Below are 22,506 nucleotides of genomic sequence, written 5' to 3'. Positions count from 1 at the left end.
CTCACGTTTAACTTATCGATTTTTAAAGTTCTTCACTTTAAATTAGCGTCATATTCCCACCCGTTAGTCATTTATGTTTTTAAATTCTGTTTACTTCAATTAAAAGATCACCAGATTCGATAGTATCGCCGTCAGAAACATAAATGCTGCTAACTTCTCCATCGAAAGGCGCTTGAATCGTTGTTTCCATTTTCATTGCTTCTGTGATTAGTAGTGGATCACCTTTTTTCACAGAGTCGCCTTTTTTAACAACTACTTGAATGACTGAACCTGTCATTGTAGCTCCAACATGTTCAGGATTAGTTGTATCAATCTTACGGCGTGCAATAACAGTGGATTGAACGTTCATATCTTGGATGTTAATCTCACGTGGTTGTCCATTTAATTCAAAATAGATAACACGTGTGCCATCCGCAATTGGTTCACCAATAGAATTTAGCTTGATTAAAAGGATTTTTCCTTTTTCAAGTTCTACTTCGATTGTTTCCCCTAAACGCATTCCTTTATAGAATGTTGGTGTATCAAGGACTGTTACATCACCATATTTATTAATCATTTCTTGATAATCTAGGAACACTTTTGGATACAAAATATAGGAAATGACATCTTTTTCAGTTGGTTCATAACCCATTTTTTCTTTTAATTCTGCTTTGACTTCAACAAAGTTAACTGGTTCCATTAAAGCGCCTGGACGATCTGTAAGTGGTGTACGTCCTTTGAGTACTAGTTTTTGAAGTTTTTCTGGGAAGCCGCCGTATGGTTGACCAATTTCCCCCATAAAGAATTCGATAACGGAATCTGGGAAATCAATGGTATCGCCTTTTTCGTATACATCTTCTTCGGATAATTCATTTTGAACCATAAATAGTGCTAAGTCTCCAACAACTTTGGAAGAAGGTGTTACTTTAACGATATCACCAAACATTTGATTAACCACTGTATACATTTCTTTCACTTCGTCCCAACGATCGCCAAGTCCAACTGCAATGGCTTGTTGTTGAAGGTTAGTATATTGACCACCTGGCATTTCATGAATGTATACTTCTGTTTGAGGTGAATTAAGTGCATTGTCAAAGTCTTTGTAATAGTGACGAACATCTTCCCAGTAATGATTAATGATTTGGGAATTTTGAGCGTCTAAATTCGTTTGACGATTACCATTCACTAATCCGTAATAAAGACCAGTCATACTTGGTTGGCTTGTAGCCCCACTCATTGCGCTTGATGCCACGTCCACAATGTCAACGCCAGCACTGACAGCTGCTGCGTAAGTATAAATACCGTTGCCGCTTGTGTCATGCGTGTGAAGGTGGATTGGAACATCTACTGTATCTTTTAATTCGCCAATCAAACGGTATGCCGCTTGTGGTTTTAAAAGCCCAGCCATATCTTTGATTCCTAGGATATGCGTGCCTTGAGCAACGAGCTCTTTCGCCATATCTTTATAGTAATCTATGGTATATTTCGTTCTTGTGTCATCATCGATATCTCCTGTATAGCAGATAGCAGCCTCTACGATCTTCCCTGCTTCACGAACAGCATCAATGGACACTTCCATGCCTTTGATCCAGTTTAAGCTGTCAAACACGCGGAATACATCCACACCGGATTGTGCTGATTGCTTAACGAATTCACGGATAACATTGTCAGGATAGTTTTTATACCCAACTGCATTAGCTCCGCGAAGTAACATTTGGAACATCACGTTTGGAATTTGTTTTCTAAGTGTCTCTAGGCGCACCCAAGGATCTTCATTTAGGAAACGATATGCCACGTCAAAAGTCGCGCCACCCCACATTTCAAAGGAAAACATGTTTGGTAATAAATGAGCCATCGCATCTGCTATTTGGAAAATGTCTTTCGAGCGAACACGTGTTGCAAGTAAAGATTGGTGCGCATCCCGAAGTGTAGTGTCTGTTAAGAGCACTTCTTCTTGTTTTTTCACCCAGTCTACAACGCCTTCTGGACCTTTTGCATCCAAAATTTGTTTTGTACCTGGAGAGATTTGCGAACCATACGGAATTTTTGGCAAGCGTGGTTCTGCATATACAGGTTTATCACGGTGCTTAATTCCTGGGAAACCATTAACCGTTACATTACCAATATAACGCAACGTTTTTGTACCACGGTCGCGAATATGTGGGAATTTAAATAGTTCCGGTGTTGTATCAATAAAGCTTGTATTATAATTACCACTTGCAAAATCCGGATGACGAACAACATTTAATAAGAAAGGAATGTTCGTTTTGACACCACGGATACGGAATTCAATTAAGTTACGACGCATTTTGCGCGTTGCTTGTTCGAATGTCATTCCCCAAGTACATAATTTTACAAGTAAGGAATCATAAAATGGTGTTACTACTGTTCCTTGGAAGCCGTTACCAGCATCCAACCGAACTCCAAACCCACCTGTAGAGCGATACGTATCTACTCGACCAGTATCTGGCATAAAGTTATTAAGTGGATCTTCCGTTGTAATACGGCTTTGAATAGCAGAACCGTGAATATGGATATCCTCTTGCTTAGGAATAGCTACTAGTTGGTCGTGAAGCGCGTAACCATCTGCAATGAATAGTTGTGATTGAACAATATCAATCCCTGTAATCATTTCAGTAATTGTATGCTCCACTTGGACACGAGGATTTACTTCGATAAAGTAGAAATCATCGCCTTCCACTAAAAATTCAACTGTTCCAGCATTAATGTAATCAACATTTTTCATTAATTTTACTGCAGCATCACAGATACGGTTACGTAGTTCAGAAGTAATCGCATTACATGGCGCTACCTCTACTACTTTTTGATGACGACGTTGGATAGAACAATCACGTTCAAATAAATGAACGATGTTGCCATGGGTGTCCCCAAGAATTTGTACTTCGATATGTTTCGGATTCATCACGCATTTTTCTACGTATACTTCATCGTTCCCAAATGCCGCTTTTGCTTCTGAGGATGCACGTTCAAAGCTTTCTTTGACATGTTCTTTTGATTCTACGACACGCATACCACGACCGCCGCCTCCAAGAGAAGCTTTAATCATTAATGGGTAACCGTTTTTCTCACCAAATTCTTCTACTTCTTTAATACCAGCCACGGGTCCATTACTTCCCGGAATTACTGGAATATCAGCTAATAGAGCTTGTTCTTTTGCTTTGATTTTATCACCAAACATATCTAGGTGTTTTGATTTAGGACCAACGAAAATAATGCCTTCTTGCTCACAACGACGAGCAAATTCAATGTTTTCGGACAAGAAACCATATCCCGGATGAATCGCGTCTGCACCAGATTCTTTAGCAATCTCTATTATGTTTTCGATATCTAGATACGCATCAATAGGCTTTTTCCCTGCTCCAACCAGATAAGCTTCATCTGATTTATACCGGTGAAAACTTCCGGTATCTTCTTGTGAATAAATAGCCACTGTTTTGATTTTGAGTTCAGTACACGCACGCATAACACGGATTGCAATTTCTCCGCGGTTTGCTACTAATACTTTTTTAATTCGATTCATTTTTTTCCTCCTAACCAACACTGATCTGTTCTATACTTTATACATAGCCTCCAACGGTTGAAATGATTATGTACACTTATATGATAATCCCCTTTTTTTAGGCTGTAAAACGGTATATAACTTCAATTATAGTATTAAATACCATCAGATGTAAATTATTTTCTTTCTAAATATTTAAAACAATATCGAAAACACGAATAAACTGGCTATAAAACGCCAAAAACATGCGGTAAAGCAAAAAAAGAAAAAGCTAATTAATTAGCTTTTTCTTCATAATTTAACGTCTTTTTTGTTTCTTTGGTAACTCTCTCGTGGAACCATCTGCTTTATAAACACGTTGGTATTTAGTGAACATTGAAATATTCGCTACGATACCAAGCATCATCGAGAGCACCATTAAGGAAGATCCACCATAACTAATAAATGGCAGCGTTACACCAGTAAGCGGAATCAAACCACTAGCTCCACCAAGATTAATAAATGCTTGAATCGCAATCAGACTAGCAATCCCGTAGCACATTAAGGAGGCAAATGGATCCTTCGCCCTGAGTCCGGTCGTGATAGTTTTAAAGATAATGAAGAACAGTGCCAAAATAATAAACATCACACCGAACACACCTAATTCTTCTGCAACAACGGCAATAATAAAATCGGTGTGTGCTTCCGGCAAGTAACCAAGTTTTTGAACGCTTTCGCCAAGCCCTTGTCCAGAAACACCACCTGAGCCAATCGCATAGAAGGAATTAATTAACTGGTGCCCTTCTTTATCCGCATACTCAAAAGGGTTCATAAAAGTCGTAATACGAGCTACTTTCGTTGGAGAAACAATTTCATTCCTCACACTATCCGGTAGTGCGAATAAGATGAGCGTGAGTCCAATAATAATACCCATACCAATCCCAATTAATTTCATAATCGTTCGAAGTCGCATTCCAGAAGTGATAATAATACAACAACCAACTAAGAAAATAATAAAAGCTGTCCCAGTATCTGGCTGAATGGCAATCAAGAAACATACAAATGCTAAAAAGAATATGGGCGGTAAAACACCACGGTTAAAATCATCAATGTAACTTTGTTTCTTCGCATAGATGGCAGACATGTAAATAATTACGGCTAATTTAGCAAATTCTCCTGGTTGAAGAGAACGTGGCCCTAAAACAAGCCAACTGTTCGCATTATTTACCGTTTTACCCACTAAGAAAATCAGTAATAAGACACCGATGGATCCAAATACAATTAACATTAACACTTTATTATTTTGATAAAATTTAAATGGCAAAAGAGCAAAAAGAATAAAGAAAATAAAACTAATTATAAAGTTCTTTACTTGACGAGCATAAAAATAATCTGCCGGTAAGCCTTTACCAATTGCTAAAGACCAGCTGGCACTATAGATCATAATAAGCCCAAATAAACATAGCACGATAAATACCGCTATAAATGCATAATCATAAGATTTTAAAATTCGTTTAAACATCGGCATCGTCCAATCCCTGAGAAGTTACTATCCCATCTTGTTTTCTATTCTTCCTATTATAAAGGAAAAGACCTCCAAATGAAAAGAAGAATCGCCTCCTTCTTTTGGCTCATTTTTTAATCTTTCGCTGGCAAACAAAAAAAGATGTCAGAAAAAATCAGACATCTTTTCAATTGATTCATTATTTTTTACTCATGGACAGTTCATGTAAAGTGGACAATTCTTTTTCCAGTGTAGACATTAGTTTCTTGCCTTCTTCTGGTTCAATTAGTCCTAGGCGGGTTGCAAAGTTAATTTCACGTGATAAACCATACATTTGTGTATCAAGAACTTCCTCATATGCTGGACATTGCGGTAATGTTAGATTATCCATTTGAACTTTAATCAACTGTAAGATTCGTTTTGCGTCTTGCTTTAAAAGCTCCACTGCCTCTTCTCTGTGATCTATCTTTTTATTTGCCATCACAGAACCCCCTATCATACGCCAAAAGTAGCGCTTTATTTTCATCTCAAGGAAAAACCTTAAGTAAAAGTTAATACTAGATAGTACTAGTATAGCATAATTTATTTACCACGCAAGCACGATCTAATTAAAATTTTTGAAAAATTCACTTTTACTCGCCTTTTTCGATAATCATGCTATAATACTTGTGTGAGGTGAAGACAAATTGAACGCAAAATGTATCTTGTGCGAGCGTGTAGATGAGCTAGACAATCGCGAATTTAAAACAAAACAATTACGTAATAAACCTATTAGAATGTATCTATGTCCTGAATGTGAACATCGAGTAGCTATTAACACTATCAGTCGCGTTAATTCTGGTCATTTCAATTTTCATAAACCAGTAGTAATGTCGAATAGTGAGTTAAAGAATTTAATAGAAAGTGCTGGAAAATAGAGAAAATCCGCCCTTTATCGGGCGGATTTTTTTATTTTACTGGGAATGAGGCAACTACATCATCGCCTGCATTAGCTTCAGAAACACTTGCATCAAATTTATCAGGATTTGGAACACCTATTTTTGAGTCAGCTGCTAAATCATTGTACACAGCTTCTGTCATTGTAAATGTAAGAAGCCCACGAGCTGTTTTTCCAGCGGTGAAAATATTTGGATCTGCTTTACTTCCTATAAGATGAAAATTAGAAGGAACAAAATTATCTAAGCTTCCTCCTACAAATTCATTTGCTCCTATAAGTGTAATTTGGTCTGCTTTGTACATTTTATCTTTTGCAGAAGTATTTTTAATGGAAATGTCTAAAGTGATTACATAGCCGTTTTTATTTGCTAAATAGCTTTCTGGATTACTTGCACTAACTGCTTTATTCGCACCAACAACATGCTCTACTTTATATTGATTCACTTCAATCGTTAAATTTTCAAAGATTTTTTCGAATGATGGGGCACTCGACAAATACGTTGTTGTTACAGTTCCACCAAGAACAGAAGATACATTGGAAGTTTTGAAGCCTGTACTAGATAACGAAAAAGCCGGTGTAGTTGGACTATTGCTTTTATCTGTTGCACTACTATTATTTTTGGCCGGTGCGTTTTTCTCTACATCTGAGCTTCCTTTTGTGACTACACCTTTATCATCCGTTACGGAATCTTTTGTTGTCGCTTCTTTGGTTGTTGTTTCTTTTTTCTCTGTGTCAATTGCTTTCTTAGGTGTAGATGTGGCTTTTTTAGCTGTTGTTTTGCTTTCATTGTTGTCTTTTGCAGAGTTTCCGCTTGCATAAACACCGATTACAACTCCTCCGATAAGAAGTACCACTAATACTGCAAGAATAATTATACGTTTTTTCATCATACTAACCACCTTTTCTACTTACTTCTAATATACCAAATAGCTTTTCATATTACAATAGTGTTACAAACACATTATTTTATTCCCTTTTCCAGCAAATTAAAGCATAAAAAAACCAAATAGTTTTTAAAGGATATTCCTACCACTTAAAAACCATTTGGCCGATTCAAATATATATTATTCAGCAGTTTTTGAACGTTTTGCTGCTTTTTCACGTTCGTTTTTGTTTAGGATTTTTTTACGTAAACGGATGGATTCTGGTGTTACTTCACAGTATTCATCTTCGTTTAGGAATTCTAATGATTCTTCTAGTGATAAATGACGAGGTTTTTTGATTACGTTTGTTTGGTCTTTGTTAGCAGAACGAATGTTAGTCATTTGTTTTGCTTTCACAATGTTTACAGCGATATCGCCTTCACGATTGTTTTCCCCAACGATCATACCTTCGTAAATATCCGTACCAGGTTCTATAAAAATAGTACCACGGTCTTCTACTTGCATTGTTCCGTAAGTAGTAGATTTACCTGTTTCCATGGATACAAGAACACCACGACTACGTCCGCCAACGCGTCCTTTTTGGATTGGTTGGTAGCTATCGAATGTGTGGTTGATAATACCATAACCACGAGTCATTGAAAGGAAATCAGTTGTATAACCGATTAAGCCACGAGCTGGAACCATGAATTGTAAACGAACTTGGCCGTTACCGTCGTTAATCATGTTTTTCATTTCGCCTTTACGTTGGCTAATAGATTCAATAACAGAACCCATGAATTCTTCTGGAGTATCAATTTGAACATCTTCTACTGGTTCACATTTCACGCCATCAATTTCACGGATGATTACTTCTGGTTTAGAAACTTGTAATTCATAACCTTCGCGACGCATTGTTTCGATCAGAATGGATAAATGAAGCTCACCACGACCAGAAACTACCCAAGCGTCTGGAGAAGCTGTTGGTTCAACGCGTAAAGATACATCCGTTTGAAGTTCTGCAAGTAAGCGTTCTTCAATTTTACGGCTTGTTACGTGTTTACCTTCACGGCCTGCGAAAGGACTGTTATTTGTAACAAAAGTCATTTGCAATGTTGGCTCATCAATACGTAAAAGTGGAAGTGCTTCTTGGTGATCGAAAGGTGTTACTGTTTCACCAACGAAAATGTCTTCCATTCCCGCAAGTGCTACTAAGTCACCCGCTTTTGCTTCTTTAATTTCGTCACGTTTTAGTCCGAAGAAACCGAACATTTTCGTTACACGGAATTGTTTTACTGTGCCATCAAGTTTAATTAAAGCAACTGTTTGTCCCACGTGCATTGTTCCACGGAATACGCGGCCAATACCGATACGACCAACATAGTCATTATAATCAAGTAATGATACTTGGAATTGTAATGGTTCGTCGCTATTATCAACTGGAGCCGGGATATGTTCGATAATTGTGTCTAAAAGTGGTTTCATTGTTTCTTTTTGTTCTGCTGGATCAGAATCATAGCTTGAAGTTCCGTTGATTGCAGAAGCATAAACAACTGGGAATTCTAATTGATCGTCGTTCGCACCTAATTCGATGAATAATTCTAATACTTCATCAACAACTTCTTCTGGGCGAGCAAAATCACGGTCAATTTTGTTTACTACAACGATCGGTGTTAAGTTTTGTTCTAGTGCTTTTTTTAGTACAAAACGTGTTTGAGGCATAGTACCTTCATACGCGTCCACTACTAAAAGAACACCATCTACCATTTTCATGATACGTTCTACTTCTCCACCGAAATCGGCGTGTCCAGGTGTATCCATGATGTTTACACGTGTATCTTCATACTTAATCGCTGTATTTTTCGCTAAAATTGTAATACCGCGTTCTCTTTCTAAATCATTGTTGTCCATTGCGCGTTCTGCAACTGTTTCATTGTCGCGGAATGTGCCTGACTGGCGTAGTAATTGGTCTACTAGAGTTGTTTTACCATGGTCAACGTGGGCAATAATTGCTACATTACGAATATCATTTCTTAAATTCAATCTTGTTTCCTCCTAAATTAAAAATCCAAACATTTATCGTGAAGATTAGCCAAAAGAAAGAGGAAAATAGATTTATTTTCCTCCGTCGCTATCGTCTCGTTTAAATCAACTTACCTATTATAGCATAGCTGAGCGGATTTGGCACGATTTTTATTTTCTGAAAACAAGTTTTTTTATGTTGAGCGCTTTCTTTAAGGCAGGTAGTTATCTAATAAGGTTTGATGGATTTTTGGCGATGCTACAATAGAACTTCCTTTTTCTAACATATTGATTTTTTCACCATTAATCCGTGTCACTTTCCCGCCTAATTCTTCGACGATAATTTTTCCAGCAGCTATATCCCACGGGGCTAAATTAGCAGAAAGATAGGCTCCCGCTCGTCCAGTAGCAACATCCATATATTCCAGTGAAGCTGCTCCGTGTAATCGTAATCCTCTAGAAGCTTTTACCGCCTCCCACATGGTTGGGAATTTTCTTGTCACGCTCAAATTAGCAATTAATAGCGTATCTTTTAGGTCTATTGCTGGGTCAAGTTTAGGGATAGTTCTGCCGTTTACTGTAGCACCTTTTCCTTTTTCTCCAAAATACAGCTCATCGCGTGCAACGTCATAAATATAAGCAAGCTGCCCTATTCCATCTTCATAAACTGCAAGTGAAATCGCAAAATCGCGTTGCTGTTCAACAAAATTCAATGTCCCGTCAATTGGGTCAAGAATCCAAACCACTCCATCTAAATCTGTTACATCTGACGCCATTCCTTCTTCACCAAATAAACGATGGTCAGGAAAATGGTCTTTAATTTGTTGAACAAAAAAAGCTTCGGTTTCTTTATCCATATTCGTCACTAAATCATTTCGACCGGATTTGACATCAATGTCTAGTGTTTCTTTGAAAGATTGTTTAATTTTCGCTGCGGCTTCCATGATCCATAACCTTGCTAAATAATCTATTTTTTCGCTGTCCATAAACACACCTCTTCGCACTCTTTTTGTTTATTTTATCACAAAAATGAATTATCTGAATAGAACAAGATTCTTTCACTTGGAACTTAACTTCCGTATAATGAAACTATATGCAAAATTAGGAGGAAAACAGATGACTTTTAAAGGATTTAGTAAGAAAGATTTTAAAACAATGCAAATTCCTGGGCTTGAAGCACGTATGAGCGGAATTCAAACGGATATCCAACCAAAATTCAGAGCTGTTGGGGAAGAATTGACTACTTATTTAAGTGCCAAGCTTGGCGATGAAATGTTTTTACATATTGCTCGTCACCAAAGACGTTCAGTTAACCCACCCGAAAGCACTTGGCTGGCCATTTGCCATGATAAACGTGGATATAAAAAGCACCCTCATTTCCAAGTGGGTCTATTCGATAATTATTTATTCATTTGGCTCGCTTTTATTTATGAAAATGAAGAAAGCGCGAAAATCGCCAATCGCTTCTTGAAAGAAAAGAAATTATTGGCTGATTTACCGGATAACTTTGCCATTTCTCCAGATCACACAGAGGAAAAGACGTATCCGGTACACGACGGACAACTAAAGGCCACGCTTGAACGATTCCGTGATGTGAAAAAAGGAGAATTCTTAGTTGGGAAAATTTATCTACCAGATGATAGCCATTTATCCCCAGGGAAAGACTTCATTAAAGAGGCAGAAATGGTCCTTGACGAGCTAATTCCGCTCTATAAGGCTTCCCTTCAATAAAAGATGTACAAATGACTATAATCTAGGTATAATGGTAGAGTTGTGAATTACTATGGTTTGAAGGAGTTGAGGAACGTGAAAAAGGAGCAGCAAACAGCAAGTGACCCTGGTCCACATCGAAGTATTCATACAGGTGATTTTTCACGGGAACGAAACTCTAACCGCGTGAAATTTACCTGTTAAAAAAGGAGGTAAAAAGCATGCATCAAATTTTCAAATCAGATGAAAACGGCAAATTAATTGAATTAGAAGAAGTGACACGCAATTGTTGGATTAATATTGTTGCGCCAACTTCCGAAGAAATTAACAAAATTGCCGATAACTACGAAATTCCACTAGAGTTCTTAGAAGATCCACTAGATAAAGATGAAAGTGCCCGGATTGAACGCGATGACGACTCGGATTCTGTTTTAATCGTTTGTGACTTTCCGGTAGTCGATGAAGATGATATTCATTACGCTTCATTTGAAACCATACCAATGGGGATAATTATTACAAAGGATTATTTTATTACAATTTGTACGATTGATTCTTCTATTGTACAATCATTTATTAGAAACCGTATTAAAGGCTTTTATACACATATGAAAACGCGGTTTGCATTGCAAATCTTATACATGATTTCCACTACTTTCTTGCGTCACTTAAAACGCTTGAACCGTCAAACAGACGAAATCGAAAAAGAACTACATGAATCTATGAAAAATAAACAACTTTATGATTTAATGGGGATTGAAAAAAGTTTAGTCTACTTTGTAACCGCCCTTAAATCGAATAAAGTCGTACTTGATAAAATGATGCGTCAAAATATTGTTAAAATGTACGAAGAAGATCAAGACTTATTAGAAGATGTTATTATTGAAAATCGCCAAGGTATTGAAATGGCGGAAGTCCACTCGAATATTTTGAGCGGGATGATGGATGCCTATGCTTCAATTATCTCGAACAATATGAATATCGTGATGAAATTCCTTACTTCTTTTACCATCATCTTGACGATTCCAACGATGGTGTTTAGTTTTTACGGAATGAACGTGAAATTACCGTTTATGAATACACCAATGGCTTGGATGCTGACGCTTGGTTTTGCATTCGGGATTGCCGGAGCGCTTGCGATTGTATTCTGGCGGAGGAAATTCTTTTAAAAATAAACAAAAAGCGAATGTATTACCTAAAATTTTAGGCCAATACATTCGCTTTTTTTATTTAGCTAATTCGCCGTCTAGTAACGAACGTAATTCTTCAGGACTAATGTGCTCATCAAAAATATGTTCACCCACAATAACAGTTGGTACAAAAACAACATTTGCCGCGTTTGCCTCAGCAACAATTTTTTCTGATGCCGCTTTGTTGTCTTGCTCTGTTAAGCCTAACTCGGATTCCATATAAGTAGCTACTTCAGGAAGCGTTAGGCTACCCCATTCATCTTGCTTACTATAAATTTTATTGATTGTTTCACGGGTTTCTTCTGGTTTGGAATAATCTAAGTAGCGATGCGTTACATTTCCTCGTTGTAACGATTCTTTTTCTTTATCAAATGGTTTAATGATTAATTCAATTTTCCCTGCTTGAATATATTCCGTTAGAACGTCTTTGGATTTTTCATTCCATTCTCTACAAAATGGGCAACGTAAGTTAACGAATGACATTACCTTTACTGGCGCAGTTTGATCTCCTACGTGTATCCCTGTTTCTGGTGTTACTACTTCTGCTTTAATTTGGCTAATATCCATGAAAAAAATTCCTCCTCTTAATTATGGTTGCATTTTTATTTTACTAGTAGTTGCGTTTTTTACAAGTTGCATGACTTTATAGGCCGAATAGCCACTTGCTTTTTCAAAGTCGATACCAATCCGTTTTTCTTCTCCTTTGGCAGGGACTACTTGTTTGAATGCTCGATATTTTTCTTTGAGCTCAAGCGTATCTATGCCCTTTTCATACGCTCGCTCAATAGCTTCTAAAAATTGCACAACAATCGTCATTTCTTCGGTTGTCCAGTCTGGATTTAGTGGATAACTGTATTCCATTAACTAATCCCTCCTTTGTTAAGTTGCAATTCTTCCAATTTCTCGGTGGTTTTTGTGGCGATTTGTTTTAATTCTTTTTGTTCATCGTCTGAGAGATGTAATTCAAGTAGTTCTCTGACTCCTTCTGCGCCAATGACAGCTGGAACACTAATGAAGACAGGATTTTCTAAACCATATGCGTCTTTCACTTCAACACCAACTGTTATAACTCTTGCTTCGTCGCGCAAAACAACTTCGGTTAATTCAGCAAGAACAGTTACCGTGCTAAATCGAAAAGAACAACCATCTTTATTTTCAAAAGGAAAATCTGGAATTTTAGTAATCATTTTTGTTAAATTTTGTAAATCCTCTGCTGAGATTCTTTTTTGCTCTTCAGCTAAATAACTTAAAATTGGTTTGCCACCAAGAAAGGCTCTACTCCATACAGGAATGACATCTTCTGCATTATCGCCAATAATATATCCGTGTACATTTTTAGGGCTAATTTTAAATAATTTAGCAATTTCCACTTGAAAATAAGACGTCGCAAGCATGGTGCCAAGCGTAATAATTTGATTTGCAGGTAGGCCGGAGAAACGTTTAATTAACGCGGCAACGACATTACTTTCAGCTGTCGCCACTAAGACAATTCCTCGGAAACCGCTCGCCATCATTTTCTTCACTTTTTCTTTGATTAGCGTGACGTTGTCTTCTTTTGAAACGAGTTGATTGGACATTTCTTCTTGAAAAAAGACGACTATATCAGCGTTGCGACACTCGTTGAAGGTTCCTGCGTGAATGGTCGCATCTGCATGATAATAACTCGCATAGTCAAAATCTTGTACGCTTGTTTTAGCTTGATCGTCTATTAAGTAAATCTCGGCTGGTATTTTTTTTAAAAGAACTGTATGAATGTAGAGATTTTGTAGATTACTTCTGCCGATAACGACAATTTTTTTCTTCTTAGATGGCATATGCATCTCCTCCTCATCAAGTCTCTTATTGTTATTTTAGCATGCTTCCGAGGCAAAAATAAAATAACTTGACCACATAAATAAAAAGCAATGCTCATTCGCTTTGCTTTTTACAAAATAATCTTATTTTAAGCCATTTCACGTCGTTTTACTTTTAAATAATGCGTTGCAAAACAGAAGAAAATCGGTAATACATAACTAACGATAATCAGAATAATTACTTCTAAGATTCCTTTACCGATGTAGCCACCAGTCATTTTGACAAAGCCTGTGATTGGAGTTTCGAGAATTTGAATAACGGAACGCCATCCACCTGTATCATGCATGTGATGAATAAATCCTACAATAAAGGCCACAATCGTTAATAAAAAACAAATTCCTGCTACTACATACGCAAACCAAAATAGAGCTTTCTTCCAAGTTGCTGTTTGTTTCTCCATTTTTTCACCTGATTCAATTAGATTTGACTTGTTACATTCACTTGTTACATTATACTCCTTTTTTTCTAAAACGGATACTTTAAATATTTCAAAAAATGAACTAAAAGAGTTTTTGTGAAATCACGCACTAATTTATATAGATAAAAAGCGGAAATATCCATAAAGGATACCTCCGCTTTAAGTTGATTACATGTGAATTGGACGACCTAAAGCAAGTTCAGCTGCTTCCATTGTAAGCTCTCCAAGGGATGGATGAGCATGGATAGTAAGCGCGATGTCTTCAGCTGTAATACCTGATTCGATTGCTAAGCCGATTTCTGAAATAATATCAGAAGCGTTCATTCCGGCAACTTGTGCACCGATAACTAGGCCATCTTCTTTACGAGTAACTAGACGAACAAATCCTTCAGGTGCATCTAAAGAAAGCGCACGACCGTTACCGCCGAATGGGAATTTAGCAGCTTTTACATCAAAGCCTTTTTCTTTTGCTTCTTTTTCTGTTAAACCAACTGTTGCAAGTTCTGGGTCACTGAAAACAACAGCTGGAAGTGCTGTATAATCGTTTTCTGCTTTTTCGCCAGCAATTGCTTCAGCAGCGATTTTTGCTTCATAGCTAGCTTTGTGAGCTAGAGGAACACCAGGAACGATGTCACCAATTGCGAAAATGTTAGGAACGTTCGAGCGACCTTGTTTGTCAACTTCTACTAAACCGCGTTCTGTTACTTTAACGCCAGCTTGTTCTAAACCGATTTCGTCTGTATTTGGGCGACGACCTACTGTCACTAAAACATAATCAGCTTCGATAGTTTTAGTTTCACCGTTAGCTTCATACGTTACTTTAACGCCGTTTTCAGTTTCTTCAGCAGATTTTGCAAGTGCTTTAGTAACCATTTCAACGTTTTTGCTTTTCAGATTACGTTTAACTAGGGAAACCATGTCTTTTTCGTATGTTGGTAAGATTTCTGGACCACCTTCAAGGATAGTTAGTTCTGTACCAAGGTTAGCGAATGCTCCACCTAGTTCTGTTCCGATATATCCGCCGCCAATTACGACTAATTTTTTCGGAACTTCTGTTAGTGCAAGTGCACCAGTTGAGCTTAATACACGTTTACCATATTTGAAACCTGGGATTTCGATTGGACGAGATCCTGTTGCAATGATTACGTTGTTAAATGTATAAGTTTGAGCGGAGTCAGGGTGAATCACACGTAAGGAATGATCATCCACGAAGAACGCTTCTCCTTCTAACATTTCAACTTTATTTTTCTTAAGAAGGCCTTTAACACCTGATGTAAGCTTGTTAACTACGCCGCCTTTCCATTCTTGTGCTTTTGTGAAATCTAAGTTCACGTTGTCTGCTGTAATACCCATGTTATCAGAGTGTCCAGCTTCTTTAAAACGGTGACCGATTGTGATAAGTGCTTTGGAAGGAATACATCCCACGTTTAAGCACACACCGCCGTAATATTCTTTTTCAATAATGGTAACTTTTTGTCCGAGTTGTGCAGCTCGGATTGCGGCTACATACCCACCTGGGCCTGCACCGATGACTATGGTGTCTCTTTCTTCTGGAAAATCGCCTACTACCATTTTGTTACACCTCCATTAGTAATAATTCTGGATCGTTTAATAAACGTTTAATATTGTTCATTGCTTTTTGAGCAGTTGCGCCGTCAATTACACGGTGGTCAAAGCTCAAGGAAAGAGCAAGTACTGGTGCTGCTACAATTTCGCCATCTTTTACGATAGGTTTTTGAGCAATACGACCAACACCTAGGATAGCAACTTCTGGGTAATTAATTACTGGAGTGAACCATTGTCCACCGGCAGAACCGATATTAGAAATAGTTGCGGAACCGTGGCGCATTTCGTCAGCAGTTAATTTACCATCACGTGCTTTTCCAGCTAGTTCGTTGATTTCATCAGAAATTTGGAATACGGATTTTTTATCAGCATTTTTAATTACTGGTACATATAAACCGTGGTCTGTATCTGCTGCGATACCAACGTTGAAGTAATGTTTGTAAACAAGTTCTTCTGTCGCATCATCTAAAGTTGTGTTAAGCACTGGGAAGTCACGAAGCGTTGCAACAAGAGCTTTCACCATATAAGGTAAGAAAGTTAGTTTGATACCTTTTTCGGCAGCCACTTCTTTGAAACGTTTGCGGTGAGCCATAAGTGCAGTTACTTCGATTTCGTCCATTAAAGTAACGTGTGGAGCTGTATGTTTTGAATTTACCATTGCTTTTGCAATCGCACGACGAGTTGGTGTTAATTTTTCGCGTGTTTCTGGGTAAGCATCGGAGCTTGCAACTGGTTGTTTTGCTGCTGCTTTTTCTGCCTTTGGTGCTGCTGCTTTTTCTTCTGTTTGAGCAGTAGTTGTTGATGCAGCTGGTTGTTCGCCGTTTAGGAAAGCATCAATATCAGCTTTAACTACGCGGTTATTTTTTCCAGAGCCTGCTACTTCAGCGATATTAACGCCTTTTTCACGCGCATATTTACGTACAGAAGGCATTGCAATTACAAGGCCATTAGGATCTTTTTTAGATGATGGCGTTCCGTTTCCACCTGTAACTGGAGCGGAAGTTGCATCGTTGTTTGTAAGTTCAGCTTCTTCTGCTGGAGATTCTGGAGTAGATTCATGACTAGCTTCTCCTTCAAAATCGCCTTCGAATGTTACTAATACTTGACCAACTGTTGCTACTGTTCCTTCGCTAACTAAAATATCTTTAACAGTTCCATCTACTGGAGAAGTAATTTCTTCGACAGATTTGTCGTTTTGTACTTCAAAAATGGACTGATCTTCTTCTACTTTATCGCCCGGTTGAATAAACCATTTAACAATTTCACCTTCATGAATTCCTTCACCAATATCTGGTAATTTGAATTCAAAAATTCCTTTTCCGCTAGCTTGTGCGGGTGCAGGAGTTGATTCTGTGGATTCTGCTTTTGGTGCTGCGCTTTCTTCTTCGGCGTCGTCTTCGTGACCTTCTACGCCATCAAATGTTACTAGTACTTGTCCAACTGTAGCAACTGTACCTTCTGCAACTTTGATTTCTTTAATCGTTCCTGAAACTGGAGAAGTGATTTCTTCCACTGATTTGTCGTTTTGTACTTCAAATAGGGATTCATCTTCTTCAATCTTATCGCCTGGTTGTACAAACCATTTAACGATTTCACCTTCATGGATACCTTCACCGATATCCGGTAATTTAAATGAATATGCCATTTTATTAAGCCTCCTGTAATTTCTAAGGTTCAGATAAACTGAACCTTAGTATAAAAATATTTCTTTCCCCTTCTAAAACTCCCCATAAGTTTTAAAACGGTCATTATAAATTAAAATGCAATAACTTCTTTTACACGTTCGATGATATCGTTGTGGTTAGGTAACCAAACTGTTTCTGCTTGAGAGAACGGGAATACGCTATCTGGAGCAGCAACACGCATAACTGGAGCTTCAAGAGAAAGGATTGCATGGTCGTTGATTTCAGCAACGATATTAGCTGCAATACCTGCTTGTTTTTGCGCTTCTTGAACTACAACTGCGCGGTTTGTTTTCTTAACGGAAGCAATGATTGTTTCCACATCAATTGGGCTAATTGTACGTAAATCAATAACTTCTACAGATACGCCATCTTTTTCAAGCGCTTCTGCTGCTTTCATTGATTCTTGTACCATTGCACCGTAAGTGATGATAGAAACATCCGTACCTTCACGACGAACAGCTGCTTTACCAATTTCTACTGTGTATTCGCCTTCTGGAACTTCTTCACGGAAAGAACGGTATAATTTCATATGTTCTAAGAAGATAACTGGATCGTTATCACGAATAGCTGAGATTAAAAGACCTTTTGCATCATATGGAGTGGATGGAATTACCACTTTTAAACCAGGTGATTGAGCCATTAATCCTTCTAAGTTATCCGCATGCATTTCTGGTGTATGAACTCCACCACCAAAAGGTGCGCGAATTGTAATTGGAGCAGTACGAGTTCCGCCTGTACGATAACGCATACGAGCCATTTGACCAGCAACGGAATCCATTACTTCAAATACGAAACCGAAGAATTGAATTTCTGGAACTGGACGGAAACCTTCAAGTGCAAGACCAATCGCAAGACCACCGATACCAGATTCTGCTAGAGGAGTATCGAATACACGATCTTCGCCAAATTTTTCTTGTAATCCTTCTGTTGCACGGAATACGCCGCCGTTTTTACCAACGTCTTCCCCAAAAACTAATACGTTTTCGTCTTTTTCAAGTTCTACTGCAAGCGCATCTGTAATCGCTTGAATCATTGTTTTTTGCGCCATGATTATTTCGACTCCTTCGCTTCATAGATTGCCAGTTGCTCTTTGATAGGAGCAGTTGGTGTTTCGTACATATTTTTAAGAAGATCAGTTACAGTTTGTTTTGGTGTAGCATCTGCTTCTTTAATTGCTACTTTGATTTCTTCTTTTGCTTGATCGATAACAGCATTTTCTTTTTCTTCGTTCCAAAGGCCTTTACCTTCTAAGAAAGTACGGAAGCGAACGATTGGGTCTTTAAGTTCCCATTCTCCGTCAAGTTCTTTTGTACGGTAACGAGTTGGATCATCACCAGAAAGTGTATGTGGACCATAACGGTAAGTCATTGTTTCGATTAATGTTGGGCCTTCACCAGCAACTGCACGTTCACGAGCGAATTTAGTTACAGCATATACTGCAAGTGGATCCATTCCGTCTACTTGTACGCCTGGGATTCCGGCTGCAACTGCTTTTTGAGCTAATGTTTCAGCAGCTGATTGTTTTTCACGAGGTGTAGAAATCGCGAATTTGTTATTTTGTACTACGAAGATTGCTGGAGCATGGTAAGCACCTGCAAAGTTCATTCCTTCATAGAAGTCACCTTGGGAAGAACCACCATCACCTGTATAAGTGATTACAACAGCATCTTTTTTACGTTTTTTAAGTCCTAGAGCAACACCGGCAGCTTGCACGATTTGTGCACCGATGATGATTTGTGGTGATAATACATTTAAATCTTCAGGGAATTGGTTACCTACAAAGTGTCCACGAGAGAACAAGAACGCTTTTGTAAGTGGAAGTCCGTGCCAGATAAGTTGTGGCACATCACGGTAACCCGGAAGAATATAGTCATGTTTTTCAAGTGCGTAGTGGCTTGCAAGTTGGGAAGCTTCTTGTCCAGCAGTTGGAGCGTAGAAACCTAGACGTCCTTGACGGTTAAGTGAGATAGAACGTTGGTCAAGTACACGAGTCCAAACCATGCGAGTCATTAATTCTACTAACTCGTCATCAGTTAAATCCGGCATTAAATCTGGATTAACGATTTCTCCTTTTTCATTCAAAATTTGAACTAATTCAAATTGTTTATGAACAGCCTCAAATTGTTTCTTTACGTCGATAATAGCCTTCTTTGTTTTAGAAGCCATTTCGTATCCACCCTTTCGTCATTCACATTGTACAGTTTCAAATTCTTCATTAGTTAGGTATGCGTTTTATGTAACGCTCGTCCGGTCATTTACCCATCTAAATGGATTCTTTTAAAACTGCCATCCTGATTGTGTATTAATTATAATAGCGTAGTAAAAAGAAAAGTCATTCTATAGAAAGAAGCAGATTCCGGAAGCTTTTTTCTAAATTCCTATTAACCAATTACGTAGCCTCTCCAGTTATTACCACAAAATCCTCATTGAAAACATGGGTTTTAAGAGAGTTTGTGAAAAAATATTCATTCTTTCACAATGTTTCATAAAAAATCAGGAACTTTCCTTTTAGTTAAAAGTTATTTCTGTTTTACTTAAAAACAAGAATTTTATTAATACACTAATCTTCTCTCTTAATTTACACTACCAAGATTATGAAGTCAATAAGTTAATCTCTAATTGTTTTATCGCTTACAATGGCATTATTACTTAAATCATTCGCTTTCCACTTCTGTATTAAAAAAAGATGAAACAGATAAAAACTGTTATATAATATTGCAACTCTCGCATTACCACACCTATTTCAAGCTTTCAAACAGCAAATATCGATAGTTTGTGAATTCACAAACATATAATTTTTTTCTTTGTTTAGTTTAAACGAACATTATAAAAAAAATAATTGTTATTGTTCGCTTTTAAAACTTTCTCTTTTTTAACAAATATGCCTTTAGACCTATTAAAACACTCTTTTTTTCGAGTCTAGTAATCTTTCATTCCTTTTTTTTCGTTCTTTTGTTAAAATAAAGATAAGTTATTAAAGAACAGGAGAGAATCAAATCATGCTTACAATGGACGATATTGTACGAGAAGGTCATCCAGCACTTAGAGAAGTTGCGACAGAAGTGACTTTCCCGCTTTCAGATGAAGAAAAAAAATTAGGACGCGAGATGCTCGAATTCCTGATTAACAGTCAAGATGAAGAGTTAGCAGAAAAATATGGGTTGCGTGGTGGCGTTGGAATTGCAGCTCCACAACTCGCTGTGACTAAACGTTTCCTAGCTATTCATGTACATGATGAAAAAGATCGTCTTTATAGTTATGTGCTTTATAATCCAAAAATTCGTAGCCATTCTGTTCAGCAAGCTTGTCTTTCTGGTGGTGAAGGTTGTCTTTCTGTTGACCGAGAAGTTCCAGGGTATGTGGTCCGAAGTGAACGTGTAACCATTGATGCCTTTGACGAAAATGGTACACCGCTTAAATTACGTTTCAAAGGTTATCCAGCGATTGTTATTCAACACGAAATCGATCATTTGAACGGTATTATGTTTTATGATCATATTAATAAAGAAAATCCATCATACTTGCCACCAGATGTGGATGTGTTTGGTTAAATTGAATAAATCCCCGCAGGAATTAAGATCCTGCGGGGATTTTTGACTTTATGAGTGACCACCAACTGTTTCTATTTTTGTATCAAGCTGTCTGAATTTACGTTCATTTGCATCGCCTGAGAATAGCACTAAATCAAGTTCTTCGTGAATAAAATGACCATCTGAATCCACTAAATTTTTTTCAAATAATCGCGAGTCAATTTTAGCAAAGATAGTATGATAGTCCATGTCAGAAACTGTTTGAATCACGGTGCATTCGAGAACAATCGGACACACATCTATGTAAGCTACTCCCCCACTATCACTTTTGGTTAATTCTATTTGATGAACTTTTATTTTATCGTTACGCTTTCCTGACGAGAATCCCCCTTGCTCAATCAATCCTAACTGCTCCGTGTTTGGAAAATTTACTGCAAATTTTTGGCCAGCATGCAAGTGTTTGCTGGCATTACTTTCTGCTGACACGCCTATAACAATACTATCTCCTAATGTGTACGATGATGATCCCGTTGACATTTGCGGTTCTCCAACCTCATTCAAATACGTTAATACAAAGACTGGATAAGCTGGATAAAATTTTTCTGTTTCTATGCGCTGTTTCAAAGTTAGCACCTCTAGTTTTTTCTTTCATTATAAATGATGCCATACTAAGATTTCAAGAATAAATTAAAACCTTACAAGTAAGCGCTTTATGTGTTTTTCTGGTAAAATAAGATTGGAAAGAAGGTGGAAAATTGGAACGTTATGATAGACAGATGCGTGTTAAGAACATCGGAAATGTTGGTCAAAAAAAGTTACTCACGAAAACGATTTTGATTGTTGGCGTTGGTGCGATTGGTTCATATGCCGCAGAAATTTGTGCACGAATGGGCTTTGGAAAGTTAATTTTAATTGATCGTGACTATGTGGAGCTAAGTAACTTGCAGCGCCAATCGCTTTTCACGGAACAAGATGCATTAGACAAACAAGCAAAAGCGTATGCGGCATCCAAAGCGTTACAATTAATTAATAGCGATATTGAAATCGAATATATAGTTGATGATGCGAACGCAACAAGTTTAACGCCTTATGCCGGAGCAATTGATTACATACTTGATTGTACAGATAATTTTATGACGCGCGACTTTTTAAATCAATTTTGTTTCAGCCATCAAATTCCATGGATTTTCACCTCGTGTGCTGGAAATTATGCGAATCTCATGCCAATTATTCCACCCGACTCTGCTTGTTTACACTGTTTACTTGGTGATATTCCCCAAACCAACGCAGCAAGTTGCGATATTATCGGTGTGGATGGTGCGCTGATTCCGATTGTCGCGGGCATGCAAGTTTCTTTACTTACACAAATGATAATCAATCCTGATTTCAAATCAAATACCTACTATCAACTAGATAATTGGCAATTTTCTTTCCGGTCTCTTGAAGTCAAGAAACGCCCCGATTGCTCTGGTTGCGCAACTGGAAAAATGATTTCAGAAGTGCCTTTTTCCGAGCAAACAGTCGCTCTTTGCGGAAGAGATACAGTACAATTTCGTCTGCCAAATAAAAGCAATTATCACGAAATTAAACAAATGCTGACGGAACAAAAAATTATTTATAATGAAAATCCCGCTTTACTCAGTTTCCAATACGAAAAATTTCAATTTGTTATTTTCAAAAATGGACGCGTGTTACTTCATGGGACAGAAAATATAACAGAAGCGAAAAAAACATATCACTTATTTTTCAATTAAA

At 37.6% G+C, this 22,506-nt stretch carries 20 protein-coding genes; 5 read left to right on the top strand and 15 right to left on the bottom strand.

Annotation, left to right across the window (positions count from 1 at the left end):
* Positions 1–79: 79 nt before the first annotated feature.
* From LMOATCC19117_RS05530 to LMOATCC19117_RS05520, 3 genes are all read right to left on the bottom strand, one after another.
* Complete coding sequence (locus LMOATCC19117_RS05530; protein WP_003731550.1) at positions 80–3,520, bottom strand: pyruvate carboxylase; 3,441 nt, start codon at positions 3,518–3,520, stop codon at positions 80–82.
* 277 nt (positions 3,521–3,797) lie between these two features.
* Positions 3,798–5,000, bottom strand: a complete 1,203-nt coding sequence (locus LMOATCC19117_RS05525) for an FtsW/RodA/SpoVE family cell cycle protein (RefSeq protein WP_003727014.1) — start codon at positions 4,998–5,000, stop codon at positions 3,798–3,800.
* Between the two features lie 181 nt (positions 5,001–5,181).
* Positions 5,182–5,463 carry a YlaN family protein gene (locus LMOATCC19117_RS05520; protein WP_003725573.1) on the bottom strand — a complete coding sequence of 94 codons (282 nt, stop codon included), beginning with the start codon at positions 5,461–5,463 and terminating at the stop codon, positions 5,182–5,184.
* Between the two features lie 205 nt (positions 5,464–5,668).
* Here LMOATCC19117_RS05520 and LMOATCC19117_RS05515 point away from each other — a divergent pair, with 205 nt between their 5' ends.
* On the top strand, positions 5,669–5,899 hold the full coding sequence (locus tag LMOATCC19117_RS05515) for a YlaI family protein (protein WP_003734828.1): 231 nt from the start codon (positions 5,669–5,671) through the stop codon (positions 5,897–5,899).
* Between the two features lie 31 nt (positions 5,900–5,930).
* Here LMOATCC19117_RS05515 and LMOATCC19117_RS05510 read toward each other — a convergent pair whose 3' ends face one another.
* From LMOATCC19117_RS05510 to LMOATCC19117_RS05500, 3 genes are all read right to left on the bottom strand, one after another.
* Positions 5,931–6,806: a DUF5068 domain-containing protein gene (locus LMOATCC19117_RS05510; RefSeq protein WP_003725572.1), complete on the bottom strand. Its 876-nt coding sequence runs from the start codon at positions 6,804–6,806 to the stop codon at positions 5,931–5,933.
* A gap of 177 nt (positions 6,807–6,983) precedes the next feature.
* Positions 6,984–8,822 (bottom strand): translational GTPase TypA, encoded by a 1,839-nt coding sequence (typA, locus tag LMOATCC19117_RS05505; RefSeq protein ID WP_003722695.1) that lies wholly within the window; start codon positions 8,820–8,822, stop codon positions 6,984–6,986.
* A 191-nt stretch (positions 8,823–9,013) separates the two neighbouring features.
* Positions 9,014–9,787: an inositol monophosphatase family protein gene (locus tag LMOATCC19117_RS05500; protein WP_003725571.1), complete on the bottom strand. Its 774-nt coding sequence runs from the start codon at positions 9,785–9,787 to the stop codon at positions 9,014–9,016.
* Positions 9,788–9,917: 130 nt separating this feature from the next.
* Between LMOATCC19117_RS05500 and LMOATCC19117_RS05495 the strand changes: the two genes are divergently transcribed.
* Positions 9,918–10,532 carry a YktB family protein gene (locus LMOATCC19117_RS05495; protein WP_003727018.1) on the top strand — a complete coding sequence of 205 codons (615 nt, stop codon included), beginning with the start codon at positions 9,918–9,920 and terminating at the stop codon, positions 10,530–10,532.
* 200 nt (positions 10,533–10,732) lie between these two features.
* Positions 10,733–11,677: a magnesium transporter CorA family protein gene (locus tag LMOATCC19117_RS05490; RefSeq protein ID WP_003722692.1), complete on the top strand. Its 945-nt coding sequence runs from the start codon at positions 10,733–10,735 to the stop codon at positions 11,675–11,677.
* 57 nt (positions 11,678–11,734) lie between these two features.
* Here LMOATCC19117_RS05490 and LMOATCC19117_RS05485 read toward each other — a convergent pair whose 3' ends face one another.
* From LMOATCC19117_RS05485 to pdhA, 8 genes are all read right to left on the bottom strand, one after another.
* On the bottom strand, positions 11,735–12,265 hold the full coding sequence (locus LMOATCC19117_RS05485) for a DsbA family protein (RefSeq protein ID WP_003725569.1): 531 nt from the start codon (positions 12,263–12,265) through the stop codon (positions 11,735–11,737).
* A 21-nt stretch (positions 12,266–12,286) separates the two neighbouring features.
* A complete protein-coding gene (locus LMOATCC19117_RS05480; protein WP_003722685.1) occupies positions 12,287–12,559 on the bottom strand; it encodes a UPF0223 family protein in 273 nt (90 codons plus the stop codon).
* Positions 12,559–13,512, bottom strand: coding sequence for a malate dehydrogenase (locus LMOATCC19117_RS05475; RefSeq protein WP_003727020.1), 954 nt, complete (start codon positions 13,510–13,512; stop codon positions 12,559–12,561). Before LMOATCC19117_RS05475 ends, LMOATCC19117_RS05480 begins: the two co-directional genes overlap by 1 nt.
* A 128-nt stretch (positions 13,513–13,640) precedes the next feature.
* Positions 13,641–13,952 carry a hypothetical protein gene (locus LMOATCC19117_RS05470; protein ID WP_003725567.1) on the bottom strand — a complete coding sequence of 104 codons (312 nt, stop codon included), beginning with the start codon at positions 13,950–13,952 and terminating at the stop codon, positions 13,641–13,643.
* 186 nt (positions 13,953–14,138) lie between these two features.
* On the bottom strand, positions 14,139–15,542 hold the full coding sequence (gene lpdA, locus LMOATCC19117_RS05465) for a dihydrolipoyl dehydrogenase (protein ID WP_003725566.1): 1,404 nt from the start codon (positions 15,540–15,542) through the stop codon (positions 14,139–14,141).
* A 4-nt stretch (positions 15,543–15,546) separates the two neighbouring features.
* A complete protein-coding gene (locus LMOATCC19117_RS05460; RefSeq protein ID WP_003725565.1) occupies positions 15,547–17,181 on the bottom strand; it encodes a dihydrolipoyllysine-residue acetyltransferase in 1,635 nt (544 codons plus the stop codon).
* A 110-nt stretch (positions 17,182–17,291) separates the two neighbouring features.
* Positions 17,292–18,269 (bottom strand): alpha-ketoacid dehydrogenase subunit beta, encoded by a 978-nt coding sequence (locus LMOATCC19117_RS05455; protein ID WP_003722680.1) that lies wholly within the window; start codon positions 18,267–18,269, stop codon positions 17,292–17,294.
* Between the two features lie 2 nt (positions 18,270–18,271).
* A complete protein-coding gene (pdhA, locus tag LMOATCC19117_RS05450; RefSeq protein ID WP_003727023.1) occupies positions 18,272–19,387 on the bottom strand; it encodes a pyruvate dehydrogenase (acetyl-transferring) E1 component subunit alpha in 1,116 nt (371 codons plus the stop codon).
* A gap of 833 nt (positions 19,388–20,220) precedes the next feature.
* Here pdhA and def point away from each other — a divergent pair.
* Positions 20,221–20,772, top strand: a complete 552-nt coding sequence (def, locus tag LMOATCC19117_RS05445) for a peptide deformylase (protein ID WP_003725563.1) — start codon at positions 20,221–20,223, stop codon at positions 20,770–20,772.
* A gap of 48 nt (positions 20,773–20,820) precedes the next feature.
* Here the strand turns inward: def and LMOATCC19117_RS05440 are convergent, their stop codons facing one another.
* Complete coding sequence (locus tag LMOATCC19117_RS05440) at positions 20,821–21,375, bottom strand: flavin reductase family protein (protein ID WP_003731548.1); 555 nt, start codon at positions 21,373–21,375, stop codon at positions 20,821–20,823.
* 131 nt (positions 21,376–21,506) lie between these two features.
* Here LMOATCC19117_RS05440 and LMOATCC19117_RS05435 point away from each other — a divergent pair, with 131 nt between their 5' ends.
* Complete coding sequence (locus LMOATCC19117_RS05435; protein WP_003734829.1) at positions 21,507–22,505, top strand: ThiF family adenylyltransferase; 999 nt, start codon at positions 21,507–21,509, stop codon at positions 22,503–22,505.
* The last annotated feature ends 1 nt before the right edge of the window (position 22,506 follow it).

The sequence above is a fragment of the Listeria monocytogenes ATCC 19117 genome (assembly GCF_000307025.1).
Classification (GTDB): Bacteria; Bacillota; Bacilli; order Lactobacillales; family Listeriaceae; genus Listeria; species Listeria monocytogenes_B.
This window is presented reverse-complemented; position numbering and strand designations above follow the sequence as displayed.

Coding starts and splice junctions, on each gene's coding strand:
- LMOATCC19117_RS05530 (WP_003731550.1), bottom strand. CDS start 3,520: ATGAATCGAATTAAAAAAGTATTAGTAGCAAACCGCGGAGAAATTGCA.
- LMOATCC19117_RS05525 (WP_003727014.1), bottom strand. CDS start 5,000: ATGTTTAAACGAATTTTAAAATCTTATGATTATGCATTTATAGCGGTA.
- LMOATCC19117_RS05520 (WP_003725573.1), bottom strand. CDS start 5,463: ATGGCAAATAAAAAGATAGATCACAGAGAAGAGGCAGTGGAGCTTTTA.
- LMOATCC19117_RS05510 (WP_003725572.1), bottom strand. CDS start 6,806: ATGAAAAAACGTATAATTATTCTTGCAGTATTAGTGGTACTTCTTATC.
- LMOATCC19117_RS05500 (WP_003725571.1), bottom strand. CDS start 9,787: ATGGACAGCGAAAAAATAGATTATTTAGCAAGGTTATGGATCATGGAA.
- LMOATCC19117_RS05495 (WP_003727018.1), top strand. CDS start 9,918: ATGACTTTTAAAGGATTTAGTAAGAAAGATTTTAAAACAATGCAAATT.
- LMOATCC19117_RS05490 (WP_003722692.1), top strand. CDS start 10,733: ATGCATCAAATTTTCAAATCAGATGAAAACGGCAAATTAATTGAATTA.
- LMOATCC19117_RS05485 (WP_003725569.1), bottom strand. CDS start 12,265: ATGGATATTAGCCAAATTAAAGCAGAAGTAGTAACACCAGAAACAGGG.
- LMOATCC19117_RS05480 (WP_003722685.1), bottom strand. CDS start 12,559: ATGGAATACAGTTATCCACTAAATCCAGACTGGACAACCGAAGAAATG.
- LMOATCC19117_RS05475 (WP_003727020.1), bottom strand. CDS start 13,512: ATGCCATCTAAGAAGAAAAAAATTGTCGTTATCGGCAGAAGTAATCTA.
- LMOATCC19117_RS05470 (WP_003725567.1), bottom strand. CDS start 13,952: ATGGAGAAACAAACAGCAACTTGGAAGAAAGCTCTATTTTGGTTTGCG.
- lpdA (WP_003725566.1), bottom strand. CDS start 15,542: ATGGTAGTAGGCGATTTTCCAGAAGAAAGAGACACCATAGTCATCGGT.
- LMOATCC19117_RS05460 (WP_003725565.1), bottom strand. CDS start 17,181: ATGGCATATTCATTTAAATTACCGGATATCGGTGAAGGTATCCATGAA.
- LMOATCC19117_RS05455 (WP_003722680.1), bottom strand. CDS start 18,269: ATGGCGCAAAAAACAATGATTCAAGCGATTACAGATGCGCTTGCAGTA.
- pdhA (WP_003727023.1), bottom strand. CDS start 19,387: ATGGCTTCTAAAACAAAGAAGGCTATTATCGACGTAAAGAAACAATTT.
- def (WP_003725563.1), top strand. CDS start 20,221: ATGCTTACAATGGACGATATTGTACGAGAAGGTCATCCAGCACTTAGA.